Raw genomic sequence first — 13,632 nt, forward strand, 5'->3', positions numbered from 1 at the left:
TAAAAAATTGAAAATCAACATTTTGAGCTTAAACAAGTTTAACAATAAGGTCCTTTCCCACCCACAATACTGAAAATCAGAAAGCAATTCACTGCAAAATAACAGTAGTACCTAGCGCATCGCATCAAAATTGATTAAATTGCAACGTAGACCTTTAAATTTAAAATAATGAAAGCATTCGACATAGTGACCTTAACGGTCAACCCAGCAGTAGATAAAAGTACTAGTTTTAAAGGATTAGTAGCCGAACAAAAAATCCGTTGCGAAGTCCCAAGATATGATGCAGGCGGCGGCGGAATCAATGTATCTAAAGCGATTGCTCGTTTGGGAGGTAATTCGATGGCTTTATTTACTTCAGGTGGAGCAATGGGACAATTATTGGAAGAATTAGTAGCCAAAGAAAATATTGCCAGTGAGGCTGTTGCTGTTGAGAGTTGGACACGAGAAAGTTTTGTAGCAGTAGACACCAATACCAACTCGCAATACCGATTTGGATTTACGGGAGGTGCAATTACTCCTGAGGAAAGCGAGTGTTTTTTAGCTAAAATTGCCGAATTCAAACCTAAATTTTTGGTTGGAAGCGGAAGTTTAAACGAAGGACTAAATGCCGATTTTTATCAAAAAGTAGCGCAGATTGCCAAAGCAAATGGTTCAAAACTAATTGTTGACACTTCGGGTGCCGCACTAGAAAAAGTCCTTGAAGTAGGCGCTTATTTAATCAAGCCAAACGTTGGTGAATTAGCCAAATTAATTGGTGAAGAGCGACTAGAAATGGAAGAAGTAAACGAGGCAGCCAAGAAAATTATAGCCAAAGGAGGTGCCGAAATAGTTGTGGTATCCCTTGGCCCGCAAGGCGCTGTTTTGGTGACCAAAGATCATTATGAGTTTGTCCCCGCTCCCAATGTTGCCAAAAAGAGTACAGTAGGTGCGGGTGATAGTATGGTAGGAGGAATGGTTTGGGCACTTTCTCAAAATAAACCTTTAAAAGAAGTTATTCGATGGGGAGTGGCTTGTGGTTCAGCTGCCACGATGAACGAGGGTACCCAATTATTCAAAGGCTCCGATGCACAGCGATTGTTTGATTGGTTGAAGGATAAATAAAAGCCCCTAACCCCAGAAGAGGAAATTAAAAAAGCCTGACAGTTTTCGTTGTCAGGCTTTTTTAGGTTTAATCTTATCCTCCGTTAACTCCAAATTTTCTAAAAGCTTGAATGGTTTGATAAATTCCGTAAGACACAAATATCTTATTGATACTTAAAATTAATAATGGAAAAAAATAATCTTCTGAATTCTCTAAAGGAGTTTTTAGAAATGATAAAGGATTTGTGAATTTTATGTAATTGACCAAAAAATCATCAAATTTAGGAATGCATTGAAAATCATCAATACATGCAGAATAAGAAATAATATAAAGTATATAAAACATAAAGCTCCATTCAAAAATGAACTTAATTCCTTTAGTCCAATCTAAACCGAAATAATTTGAGTTTTCATTAAAATATAAAATTAATGAGTCTTTCCAGTTTAATTTGTTTTGATCTATTTCCTTTTTGTAAGCAATTAGTTCATACGCTTTAAAACGTAAGTAGTCAATTTGATTATGAGTGTTGACTAGTTCTCTTTTTATACTTCTTATGGTTTCAATGTCACAATTATTAATTTGATTAATTTGAATATTTTCAAACCATACTTTCTTTTCAAAAACAGTTCTTACGATTGTTATTCTGTCCAAATAAGCCTTTTGTAATGATACATTGTCTAGGAAAGTTGTGTCTTCAATTCGTAGTTTATGAACAAAATATTCATTGAAATTAGCTAACTTAGAAAAGGTACAATTTTCAAACCATAAAAAGGATGTATTCATTTTTACATTAAATAAACCAAGAAATGTTGTCTTATCTAAAAAAGTACATTCCCTAAATTGAGAAGAATTATAATTACAGTCATATCTTAATTCTTTATAAAAACTGCATTCATAAAAATTTATTTTATCTAATAATGTATAGTCAAAGAAAGACTCACTTAGAAATTTAACACTACTAAAATCAATGGTAGTGTTTTTCATAAATTCGGCATTCTTAATCCAAAAAATAGATTCAAAATTACAGTTTTGAATTTTGAAGTTTCCTTTAGTAAAAATGTTTTTTTTGGTGTTTTCAGAATTTGAATCATTATTAGAAAACTCTAAAGTTCCGATTTCTGAATTAATTATTCGAATATTATTACAATTAAAAACATTAGCTTTGAATGAAATGTCAGCAAATTGTCCTTGAATATTGATATTGGTATTAAATGTACAATTTTCAATTTCAATGATTGTTTTGAACTCTTCTGTTTGATTATAAAAATCTAAATCTTTTCCAATAAAAGTCAGATTTTGAAAAAATATCGGATTCTTAGTTTTAACTTTTTCAAAGTCAATAGATAATTTATTATAATCGACAGTATAATCAGCTATAGAAACATCACCTTTATTTGAATATAAAATTCTTAAAAACTCCTCCTCGTTGATTTTTTTCATATTTAAATTTTATCTCTCAAATCTAAACAAAAAAAACCTGACAATTTTTACATCATCAGGCTTAATCTATATTCTATTATCTTTTTTCTTTATTCTAATTCCCCCTTCGGGGTTAGGGGGCTCTAGTCGTTCAGTTTAAGAACCGCCATAAACGCTTCCTGCGGAATTTCTACATTTCCTACTTGACGCATACGTTTTTTACCTTTTTTCTGTTTTTCCAATAGTTTACGTTTACGAGAAATATCTCCACCGTAACATTTGGCGGTAACGTCTTTACGCAAGGCTTTTATGGTTTCTCGGGCAATGATTTTGGCTCCAATAGCTGCTTGAATTGGAATATCAAATTGCTGTCTCGGAATCAGCTCACGCAATTTTTCTGTCATTTTTTTACCAATATTGTATGCGTTGTCTTCGTGGATCAAGGCAGAAAGTGCATCAACCGTTTGTGCATTTAACAATACATCTAGTTTTACCAATTTTGAAGTACGCATTCCAATAGGCGAGTAATCAAAAGAAGCGTAACCTTTAGAAACCGTTTTCAATCGGTCGTAAAAATCGAATACAATTTCGGCCAAAGGCATGTCAAAATTCAATTCTACACGTTCAGTTGTTAAATAGGTTTGGTTGGTGATCACACCGCGTTTTTCAATACACAAACTCATTACATTACCCACAAAATCAGCTTTGGTAATAATGGTAGCCTTAATATAAGGTTCTTCTACGTGGTCTAGTTTTGAAGGTTCAGGTAAGTCTGATGGGTTGTTGACAATCAAAATCTTTTCAGGCTCTTTTTTCGTAAATGCGTGATACGAAACGTTAGGAACCGTAGTAATTACTGTCATATCAAACTCGCGTTCTAAACGCTCTTGAATGATTTCCATGTGCAACATGCCCAAGAAGCCACATCGGAAACCAAAGCCCAAGGCTGCAGAGCTTTCTGGTGTAAACACCAACGAAGCATCATTCAATTGTAGTTTCTCCATTGAAGAACGCAAATCCTCATAATCTTCCGTATCTACAGGATAAATTCCAGCAAATACCATTGGTTTTACATCCTCAAAACCAGTAATCATATTCGTTGTAGGTGTTTTGGCATCTGTGATGGTATCCCCTACTTTTACTTCTTTGGCTTCTTTAATTCCAGAAATCAAATAACCTACATCCCCAGTGGAGATTGTGTTTTTTGGAACCTGATTCAATTTCAAAGTTCCTACTTCATCAGCAAAATATTCATTGCCAGTAGCCATGAATTTGATTTTTTGGCCTTTTTTGATTTCCCCATTTTTCACACGAAAAATTACTTCAATGCCACGGAATGGATTGTAATGTGAATCAAAAATTAAGGCTTGAAGAGGTTCGTCCACATTTCCTTTTGGAGCTGGAATTTTTTCAATAATGGCAGCCAAAATATTTTCGACACCAAAACCTGTTTTTCCAGATGCATGAATAATATCTTCTAATTTACAGCCTAATAAATCAATAATATCATCGCTTACTTCTTCAGGATTAGCGCTTGGTAAATCGACTTTATTTAAAACTGGAATGATTTCCAAGTCGTTTTCTAAAGCCAAGTATAAGTTAGAAATTGTTTGTGCTTGTATACTTTGAGCCGCATCTACAATCAAAAGCGCGCCTTCGCAAGCGGCTATCGAACGAGAAACTTCATAGGAGAAATCCACGTGACCCGGAGTGTCAATCAAATTCAAGATATATTGTTCGCCTTTGTAGGTGTATTCCATCTGTATGGCGTGACTCTTAATGGTGATGCCACGTTCGCGCTCCAAGTCCATATTGTCCAACAATTGGGCTTTTTCTTCACGAGCGGTAACCGTTTGCGTAGCGCCTAATAATCGGTCAGCAAGCGTACTTTTTCCGTGGTCAATGTGTGCAATAATGCAAAAATTTCTTATATGTTTCATTTTCAATAAATATCAATACTGTAAAACTTGCCGAATCAAAATTGGGGCGTGCCGGCAGAAAAAGCCGTCGTGCTATCCGCTATATCTTTTATTCCGCTATCGCTACATAAAAGGATGCCGCTACTATCACTCACGCAAACCCTGCTAAACGACAATTAATCTGCAAATATACGCTAAATTCAATAGCTTCAAAGCCAACAACAACCATATCTAGTAAGTCTTTCAAAATTACCTTTTTATCCTTTCATTTAAAAAGCGTAATTTTGCGCCAAATTTCCAGAATATGATCAAAATTGGCAACATAGAACTTCCAGATTTTCCTTTACTTCTTGCACCTATGGAAGACGTGAGCGATCCGCCTTTTCGCAGATTGTGCAAAATGCACGGTGCTGACATGATGTACTCTGAATTTATTTCCTCAGAAGGCCTAATCCGCGATGCCATAAAGAGCCGAATGAAGTTGGATATTTTCGATTACGAACGTCCCGTTGGAATACAAATCTTCGGTGGTGACGAAGAAGCGATGGCGTTATCGTCTAAAATCGTTTCTACAGTAAACCCCGATTTAATTGATATTAACTTTGGTTGTCCGGTAAAAAAAGTCGTTTGTAAAGGCGCAGGTGCAGGAGTTCTTAAAGACGTCGATTTGATGATTCGTTTGACCAAAGCGGTAATTGATAGTACGCACTTACCTGTAACAGTAAAAACCCGTTTGGGCTGGGATGATAATTCTATCAACATCGATGAGGTAGCCGAGCGTTTGCAAGATATTGGCGTTGCCGCATTGAGCATTCACGCTAGGACTCGTGCCCAGATGTACAAAGGCCATTCCGATTGGTCTCACATTGCTCGTGTTAAAAACAATCCAAGAATCACCATGCCTATTTTTGGAAATGGCGATATTGATTCTCCTGAAAAAGCCTTAGAATACAAAAACAAATACGGTATCGACGGGATTATGATTGGTCGTGCTGCTATTGGTTATCCTTGGATTTTTAACGAAATCAAACATTTCTTTAAGACGGGAGAACATCTAGCCAAACCCACCGTTGCTGATAGAGTCGAAGCCGTTCGTAACCACTTGACTTGGGCTATGGATTGGAAAGGCGAACGTCACGGAATTGTAGAAACAAGACCGCATTATACCAATTATTTCAAAGGAATTCATTCGTTCAAAACCTACAAACAACAACTGGTTACGCTCGATAAACCTGAAGAATTATTCGCTGTACTTGATGAGATTATCGATGCTTATTCTGGGTATGAAGTGGTGTAATTTCACCTCTAACCCTAACAGGGTTTAAAACCCTGTTAGGGTTACGAAATTCTACTCCAGCAACTTCTTCGTAACTCGACTACTAGCAATCAACGAAGCCAAAAAGCCAAGGATGATAATGGTCGTCATTACGATTGCAATATTTTCAAAACTAAAAACGACTGGATAAGCCAGTGTCGGGGTAATCATAATCCACTCGAATTGTTGTTGCAGTAACACAATTACGATACCCAAAAGCAATCCAATGATTCCGCCATAAACACTCAACAAAGTCCCTTGTAGCAAGAAAATATTGCGAAGGCTCTTGATTTCGGTTCCGAGATTGAATAAGGTTTTCAGATTGCCTTTTTTGTCCAAAATCATCATAATCAAAGCGCCAATCAAGTTAAAAAGCGCCACGACAATGACTAAGGTAAATATCAGATACACCGCGATGTTTTCGGTGTTCAACATTTTATAAAGCGACTCATTCAACTGCGCTCTGTTTTTTAGCGTGATTTTATTCTTGAAAATCGTTTGTAATTGCTCAATTACAGCGTCTTCATCCGCATTTGGCCGGAGTTTAAATTCAATTCCCGAAATTTGATTGGGTTGATATTCGAGTAATTCTTGCGCCAAGCTTAAATCGGCAAAAACATATTTCGAATCCAAATCTTCATTGATGGTATAAATCCCAATCGGAATCAAATCAGTCTGATTGAAGGCTTCTGATGGAATAGTAATCGTGCCTTTTCCCGGTCTTGGTACCATAACTTCTAGCGCCGTATTATAATCAAACAATCCCATTGAGAATTTCTGCGCCATACCGTATCCTACCACAACTTGATAGGTGTTAGGTTGCAGCCATTGCCCATTGAACAACTTTTTTTCAATCGCATTCACTCGAGTAAACTGAGTATCTACCCCTTTTAAATATGAAACCTCTTGCTTGTCCCCGAAAGTAAAAAGCACACGCTCTTCAATAATTTTGGTATACGAAGCAATGCCGGTTATTTTTTTAATTTCTTGATCTTGTTGGGGAGTAACAAAAAATGATTTACCAAGCACAGGAGCGGCTTTCAAATCGGGATCAATTTCGTTGGTAAACGAAAGACTAAATTCTTTCAACCCACTAAACACCGACAACACCACAAAAAGTGCCATCGCACCCACAATAATGCCCAAACTAGCAATACGATTAATGATGTTAATAGCACTATTTTTGCTATTACTTCTAAGATAACGATGGGCAATGTATAGCGGAAAATTCAAATTAAAACAATCTGCGTTTTTCTAATAAATCTCTGTTTTCAATAGGATTCTCCTGATTTTTCAAGGCATTGTCAATTTTCTCGATATAATCCAACGAGTCATCAATAAAGAAAACCAAATTAGGCACCCTACGCAATTGCATACGCACACGTTGCGACAAATCATGCTTGATTAAATTGGTATTCGTTTTTATAGCCTCTAATGTTTCCTTTGCTTTTTCTTGAGGAAAAATACTCAAATGCACCGTAGCTACCGATAAATCTGACGTCACCAACACTTTGGATACTGAAATTACTAAGTTAGTAACTCCATTTTTTCTCACTTCACCTTGCAAAATGTCCACCAAATCTTTTTGGATCACACCGCCTATTTTTTTCTGTCTATTTGTTTCCATGCTGCAAAAATACTACTTTTAAAAATTAAATGAACAAATTTTCAAAGGAACAATCCTTATTCTAGAATAATCCGATTGATAATCAGGAGCTATTTCCTGCTGTACGCTATATCTTTACTGCCGAACCCCGGCAGCAAAGGATGCCGCTTCCATCAGGGCTAGGGCTTTAGTGTACTCAAGAAAATTTGTTTCATGACAAGAAAATCTAATAGGATATGATAACTCTTTCAGAGTTTAAAACTCTGAAAGGGTTATATAACAAAAATACTATGCAAAGCACTTCCTTTTCAATCTATGACGCTTCAGCTGGCTCGGGGAAGACGTATGCATTGGTCAAAGAATACCTCAAAATTATTTTGGTCGCCCCAAAAAACGACGCGTACCGCCACATTCTAGCCATCACCTTTACCAACAAAGCGGTACACGAAATGAAAAGCCGAATTGTGGGTAGCCTTTCCGAATTTGCAAAGGACGAACCCAGCAGCAAAGCACTAGACTTAATGCGTGATTTAGCTGCTGACACCGAACTTTCTTTGATTCAAATCAAAACCAAAGCGCAACAAATTATCAAGCACATCATTCATAATTATGCGGCTTTTGATATTTCTACCATCGATAAATTCACCCATAAAGTCATTCGTGCTTTTGCTCTTGATTTGAATTTACCGGTAACTTTTGAAGTCACTCTTGATACAGAAAATTTATTAGTCGAAACCGTAGACGCCATTATTGCCCAAGCCGGAGAAGACGAAATTCTAACCCAATTGCTCATCGATTTCACCATGGAAAAAACCGACGATGACAAGTCGTGGGACATTTCCAGAGAAATTCTCAACACCGGCCGATTGGTACTCAATGAAAACAATCGTAATGAAATTGCTCATTTCCATGACAAAACGATTACCGAATTTGTTGCCATAAAAAAGAAATTAATAGCCATCAATAAGCAACTAGAAGCCGAAACGGTTACACTAGCGCAATCCATTTTGGAACTAATAGAAACGAACGGAATCGATGTAAAATCTTTTTCAAGAGGTACTTTTCCCAATCACATTAGTAGCATTGTAGACAAGAAATTCAATCCCAAAAACAAAATGTTTTATGAATTTGAAGATATCGCCATCAACAAAACAGCCAAAGACAGAGCGATTATTGAGGCCTTAATTCAAGAGTTTTTGATTCAATTGGCTGCTATTTATAAAATCTTTGAAAAGATTAACTTTTACAAAGCCTTCCTCAAAAACATCACACCGCTGTCTTTACTCAATACTGTCAGTCATGAATTGGCCAAAATTCAGCAAGAACAAAATGTATTATCTATAGCTGAATTCAATGCTATTATTCATCGAGAAATTCAAAACCAACCCGCTCCTTTTATCTATGAGCGTTTGGGCGAACGGTATCGCCATTTCTTTATTGATGAGTTTCAAGATACTTCCGAAATGCAATGGCAAAATCTAATCCCACTCATCGACAATGCCCTAGCCGGTCAAGATGATTATGGCGTAAAAGGCACCTTGATGATTGTGGGCGATCCCAAGCAATCCATTTACCGCTGGCGAGGTGGAAAAGCAGAACAATTTATTGCCTTAAGCAAAGAGCACAATCCTTTCAGTAACCCTGAAAAAAAACTGGTGCATTTGGACAAAAACTACCGTAGTTATTCGGAAGTCATTGACTTTAACAATGCTTTTTTTAAAATGTTATCTTCTGAATTTACTAACGAAGATTACAAAGACTTATACGAAAATCACAGCCACCAAAAAGCAAATGACAAAACAGGAGGCTATGTCAACATCTCATTCATACCGCAGCCAACCGATAATGAGGAAGACGAAGAAGCACTAGACAAGACCGATTTGTATGTTTTAGCCACACTACAAACCATTCAAAAAGTACTAAGCCAAGGATTCGAATACAAAGACATTGTCATTCTCACGCGCAAAAGAGAACAAGGCATTGCAGTAGCAAATTATTTAATGGAGCAAAAAATTCCATTGCTATCCTCAGAAACTTTAATGATTCAAAACGCTACCGAAGTCCGCTTCTTGATTCATTTACTAAAGTACCTCAACAACAACAATGACATAGAATCCAAAGCTTATTTTTTATATTATTTGGCCAAAAACAAACAGGATCAACTTCCTATTGCCGATTGCATTGCACAAGGCATGGCTTTGACCAACGAAAAGGAATTTGAACTTTGGCTACAGCAATTTGATATACAATTTTCTTTTCAAGACATTCGTAAAAAAGCGTTGTACGAAGCGGTAGAAATTTGTATCGCTAAGTTTTTAGATGCCAAAACCAGCAACTCTTATGTGCAATATTTTTTGGATATCGTCCTAGAACGCGACATGCGCAACCAAGCCGGAATTGCTGATTTCTTACTGTTTTGGGAGAAGAATGGCGCTAAATTCAGCATTCCATCTCCAGAAGGTAGCAACGCGGTGCGCATCATGACCATTCACAAATCCAAAGGCTTAGAGTTTCCTGTAGTGATTATGCCTTTTGCCGAAGAAGATTATTCACGCAAACCCAAAGATAAATTATGGCTCGACGCCGATAAAGAAGAATTAGGCTTAGAAAAAGCCCTTATCGACAATAGCAGTGCAGTTGAAGGCTATGGCGAAGGAGCCGCTTTGGTTTACAATCAAAAGAAAGAAGAAGAATTGTTGGATAATATTAATGTCTTGTATGTGGCTTTAACCAGAGCCGAAGAACAACTCTACATTATATCCAACATGAATTTATCAAGCAAAGGAGCTTTGCCCAAAAATAACATGTGTACTTTTTTTATTCAATATTTAGAAAACAATCATCTATTTCAAACCGAAAAGCTCTCCTATGATTTTGGCAACGCTACCAAACTATCAAAGGAAGAAAAACATATAAACAGTACAAAACCAATACCCACAATCACATCGTTCTTAAACCCTAAAAATATCAAGATTGCTCAAAAAGAAGCCTTGATGTGGGGCACACAACAGCAAGAGGCCATTGCTTATGGAAACGTAGTACACGAAATTCTTGCCGAGGTAAAACATCAGAACGACATTGAAAATGCCATCGCAAAAGCTTTAGATTACGGATGGATACATTTTGAACAACATAAAACTGTTCAAGAAACGATTGAATCAATAGTCCTGCATCCCGAGTTATTGGTTTATTTTGAAAAAGGAAACCAAGTATTTAATGAACAAACCATCATTCAAAAAGAAGGAAAAACGATAAAACCAGATCGAATGGTTTTGAAAGAAAAAAATGAAATTTATTTGCTAGATTACAAAACAGGAGAACATAACGTTAAATACGTAAAGCAATTAGAACATTATCAAGAAGCTATAGAGAAAATGGGTTATAAAGTAGTTAAAAAAGCACTCGTCTATATCGGATTAGCAATCGATGTAGTAAATTTGTAGACAAAATCAATTCTAAAAGATCATAACACCATCATATTATGTACGGTAAAATACAACAACATTTACAGAACGAATTACAAGCCATTGAAGAAAATGGTTTATTTAAAAAAGAAAGAATCATTACATCAGCACAAGGAGCCGAAATCACAGTGAATGGAGAAACGGTACTTAATTTTTGTGCCAACAATTATTTGGGGCTTTCTTCGCATCCCGAAGTAATACAAGCCGCCAAAGACACCTTAGATTCTCACGGCTTCGGAATGTCATCCGTTCGTTTTATTTGTGGCACACAAGACATCCACAAAACCTTAGAACAAAAAATTGCAGATTTTTACGGCACCGAAGACACCATTCTATACGCTGCAGCATTTGATGCCAATGGTGGCGTTTTTGAACCTTTATTAGGAGAACAAGATTGTATCATATCAGACAGCTTGAATCACGCTTCTATAATTGATGGCGTTCGTTTGTGTAAAGCAGCCCGTTACCGTTACGAGAATAGTAACATGGAAGACTTGGAACAACAATTAATCAAAGCTACGGAAGCTGGCACACGTTTTAAATTAATTGTAACCGATGGCGTTTTCTCTATGGATGGTCTTGTAGCTCCCCTAGATAAAATTTGCGACCTAGCAGACAAATATGATGCCATGGTCATGGTAGACGAATGCCATGCCGCTGGTTTTATAGGCGCAACAGGCAAAGGCACCATGGAAGCCAAAGGTGTAATGGGACGTATAGACATTATTACAGGAACCTTAGGCAAAGCTTTGGGCGGTGCTATGGGCGGTTACACTACTGCCAAAAAAGAAATCATTGAAATTTTACGTCAACGTTCTAGACCGTATTTATTTTCCAATTCATTAGCACCTGCCATTGTTGGCGCGTCAATCAAAGTATTTGAACTACTAGAGAAGGACACCTCCCTCAGAGATCAATTAGAATGGAATACGAATTATTTCAAACAAGGCATGCTAAAAGCCGGTTTTGACATCATTGACGGTGACGCTGCCATAGTACCCGTTATGCTTTATGATGCCAAATTAGCCCAAACATTTGCTAACGAATTGTTAAAAAATGGCATATATGTTATCGGATTCTTTTTCCCAGTAGTTCCTAAAGAAAAGGCTCGAATTCGAGTTCAACTGTCCGCAAGCCACAAAAAGGAACATTTAGACAAAGCCTTGCAAGCATTTATAAAAGTAGGTAAAGAGCTAAAAGTAATATAGATAATAGTAATTGTTCATTTTTTTGTAGGTTTTTTTTATATTTTAATTTTGTTGCTAAAAAATAAGTTGTTATTTTTGTTTATAATTAACTAAATATTAATAGAATCATTATGAAACATCTTAACAAAATTTTAGTTGCTGTATTGATGGCTGCGGGATTATCTTCCCAAGCTCAAGATAGTAACAATCCGTGGGCAATTACCATTGGTGTAAATGCTATCGACTCAAGATCAAGTGCAGGACCTGATCATGTGAATTGGTTTCAACAACACTTTTCTCAGCCATTCGCTGTAAAAGACAACTGGAACATCCTTCCGTCTGTATCTTATATCCAAGTATCTAGACACATCAACGGAGGATTCTCTTTTGGATTAGCTGGTTCTGTTAACAAAATCGACAAATTTGTAACATTTGCACCAAATCAAGCTAACGCAGATTCAAGAGGAATGTCAGTAAACAATCCTGGTGATTTAATGTACTACGGAATTGATGGTACTGTAAAATACAGTTTCATGGATTTGATTGGTACAAAATGGTTTGATCCAAGCTTACAAGCTGGTGGAGGTTATACTTTCTTAGGAAAAGATAGCTTTGGTACTGTAAATTTAGGAGTAGGTATGACTTTTTGGTTTACTGAAAACGTAGGTTTAGCATTATCTTCTACTTACAGAAAATCTTTTGGAGACAGAAATGATGGTTTAAATCCTGAATCTCCTTCTTTAGTTCAGCACACAGCTGGTATCGTTTTCAAATTTGGAGGTAAAGACACTGACGGTGACGGAATCTACGATAAAGATGATGCTTGTCCAGAAGTTGCTGGTTTGAAACAATTCAACGGATGTCCTGATACTGACGGTGACGGAATTGTTGACGGAAGTGATGCTTGTCCAGATACTGCTGGTTTAGCTGCTTTCAACGGATGTCCTGATACTGACGGAGACGGAATTGCTGATAAAGATGATGCTTGTCCAGATGCTGCTGGCCCTGCTTCTACTAAAGGTTGTCCTGACGGTGACGGTGACGGTGTAGCTGATAAAGATGACAAATGTCCAACAGTTGCTGGTCCTAAATCTAACAACGGTTGTCCAGAAATTAAAGATGCTGACAAAGACGGTGTGCCAGATACTGAAGATGACTGTCCAATCGTAGCTGGTCCTGCTAGCAACAAAGGTTGTCCTGAAGTAACTGAAGAAGTAGTTAAAGAATTAAGAGTTCAAGCAAGATCTATCTTCTTTGTAACTGGTAAATCTACTTTAGATGCTGCTAAACCAGCTACTGCTACTAGTTTAGACGCTATCAAAGAAATCTTGAAAAACTACCCTAACGCTAAGTTTGAAGTAAACGGACATACTGACAATGTTGGTAAACCAGCTTCTAACAAAAAACTTTCTGAAGCTAGAGCTCAAGCTGTAGTTGATGCATTAGTAGCTAGAGGTATTAATCCTGCTAACTTAACTGCTCAAGGATTTGGTGACACTAAACCAGTTGCTTCTAACAAAACAGCTAAAGGAAGAGCTGAAAACAGAAGAACTGAAGTTATCTACGTAGGTGGACCTTCTGGAATGAAAGTAAACAGATTACCATAATAATTTTTGAAATTATTTCTAAAAGCCGTTCTTA

9 protein-coding genes are annotated in these 13,632 nt (G+C 36.8%); 5 read left to right on the forward strand and 4 right to left on the reverse strand.

The window, feature by feature from the left end; all coding sequences use genetic code 11:
- The first annotated feature begins 168 nt into the window (after nucleotides 1-168).
- Entirely contained in the window at nucleotides 169-1,101 is a 933-nt protein-coding gene (locus BXU11_RS00305) for a 1-phosphofructokinase family hexose kinase (RefSeq protein WP_078210593.1), read from the forward strand.
- A 73-nt stretch (nucleotides 1,102-1,174) separates the two neighbouring features.
- Here the strand turns inward: BXU11_RS00305 and BXU11_RS00310 are convergent, their stop codons facing one another.
- Nucleotides 1,175-2,521, reverse strand: a complete 1,347-nt coding sequence (locus tag BXU11_RS00310; protein WP_078210594.1) for a hypothetical protein — start codon at nucleotides 2,519-2,521, stop codon at nucleotides 1,175-1,177.
- 122 nt (nucleotides 2,522-2,643) lie between these two features.
- Complete coding sequence (lepA, locus tag BXU11_RS00315; RefSeq protein ID WP_024979964.1) at nucleotides 2,644-4,440, reverse strand: translation elongation factor 4; 1,797 nt, start codon at nucleotides 4,438-4,440, stop codon at nucleotides 2,644-2,646.
- A 283-nt stretch (nucleotides 4,441-4,723) separates the two neighbouring features.
- Between lepA and dusB the strand changes: the two genes are divergently transcribed.
- Complete coding sequence (gene dusB, locus BXU11_RS00320; protein WP_078210595.1) at nucleotides 4,724-5,716, forward strand: tRNA dihydrouridine synthase DusB; 993 nt, start codon at nucleotides 4,724-4,726, stop codon at nucleotides 5,714-5,716.
- Nucleotides 5,717-5,767: 51 nt separating this feature from the next.
- On the opposite strand, the gene BXU11_RS00325 is transcribed toward dusB, so the two are convergent.
- Together BXU11_RS00325 and rbfA are read right to left on the reverse strand one after the other, a co-directional pair.
- Nucleotides 5,768-6,967 (reverse strand): ABC transporter permease, encoded by a 1,200-nt coding sequence (locus tag BXU11_RS00325; protein ID WP_078210596.1) that lies wholly within the window; start codon nucleotides 6,965-6,967, stop codon nucleotides 5,768-5,770.
- Between the two features lies 1 nt (nucleotide 6,968).
- Complete coding sequence (gene rbfA / locus BXU11_RS00330) at nucleotides 6,969-7,361, reverse strand: 30S ribosome-binding factor RbfA (protein WP_024979961.1); 393 nt, start codon at nucleotides 7,359-7,361, stop codon at nucleotides 6,969-6,971.
- A 269-nt stretch (nucleotides 7,362-7,630) separates the two neighbouring features.
- On the opposite strand from rbfA, the gene BXU11_RS00335 reads away from it, so the two are divergent.
- The 3 genes from BXU11_RS00335 to BXU11_RS00345 all read left to right on the forward strand — a co-directional run bounded on the left by BXU11_RS00335 (nucleotide 7,631) and on the right by BXU11_RS00345 (nucleotide 13,598).
- Complete coding sequence (locus BXU11_RS00335) at nucleotides 7,631-10,783, forward strand: exodeoxyribonuclease V subunit beta (RefSeq protein ID WP_078211992.1); 3,153 nt, start codon at nucleotides 7,631-7,633, stop codon at nucleotides 10,781-10,783.
- A gap of 38 nt (nucleotides 10,784-10,821) precedes the next feature.
- Nucleotides 10,822-12,012, forward strand: a complete 1,191-nt coding sequence (kbl, locus tag BXU11_RS00340; RefSeq protein ID WP_078210597.1) for a glycine C-acetyltransferase — start codon at nucleotides 10,822-10,824, stop codon at nucleotides 12,010-12,012.
- 110 nt (nucleotides 12,013-12,122) lie between these two features.
- Entirely contained in the window at nucleotides 12,123-13,598 is a 1,476-nt protein-coding gene (locus BXU11_RS00345) for an OmpA family protein (protein ID WP_078210598.1), read from the forward strand.
- The last annotated feature ends 34 nt before the right edge of the window (nucleotides 13,599-13,632 follow it).

It is taken from the genome of Flavobacterium sp. LM5 (genome assembly GCF_002017945.1).
GTDB lineage: Bacteria > Bacteroidota > Bacteroidia > Flavobacteriales > Flavobacteriaceae > Flavobacterium > Flavobacterium succinicans.

Excerpts from the sequence above, each read along its gene's own strand:
- BXU11_RS00335 (WP_078211992.1), top strand. The coding sequence starts at position 7,631 with ATGCAAAGCACTTCCTTTTCAATCTATGACGCTTCAGCTGGCTCGGGG.
- dusB (WP_078210595.1), top strand. The coding sequence starts at position 4,724 with ATGATCAAAATTGGCAACATAGAACTTCCAGATTTTCCTTTACTTCTT.
- BXU11_RS00345 (WP_078210598.1), top strand. The coding sequence starts at position 12,123 with ATGAAACATCTTAACAAAATTTTAGTTGCTGTATTGATGGCTGCGGGA.
- kbl (WP_078210597.1), top strand. The coding sequence starts at position 10,822 with ATGTACGGTAAAATACAACAACATTTACAGAACGAATTACAAGCCATT.
- BXU11_RS00305 (WP_078210593.1), top strand. The coding sequence starts at position 169 with ATGAAAGCATTCGACATAGTGACCTTAACGGTCAACCCAGCAGTAGAT.
- rbfA (WP_024979961.1), bottom strand. The coding sequence starts at position 7,361 with ATGGAAACAAATAGACAGAAAAAAATAGGCGGTGTGATCCAAAAAGAT.
- BXU11_RS00310 (WP_078210594.1), bottom strand. The coding sequence starts at position 2,521 with ATGAAAAAAATCAACGAGGAGGAGTTTTTAAGAATTTTATATTCAAAT.
- lepA (WP_024979964.1), bottom strand. The coding sequence starts at position 4,440 with ATGAAACATATAAGAAATTTTTGCATTATTGCACACATTGACCACGGA.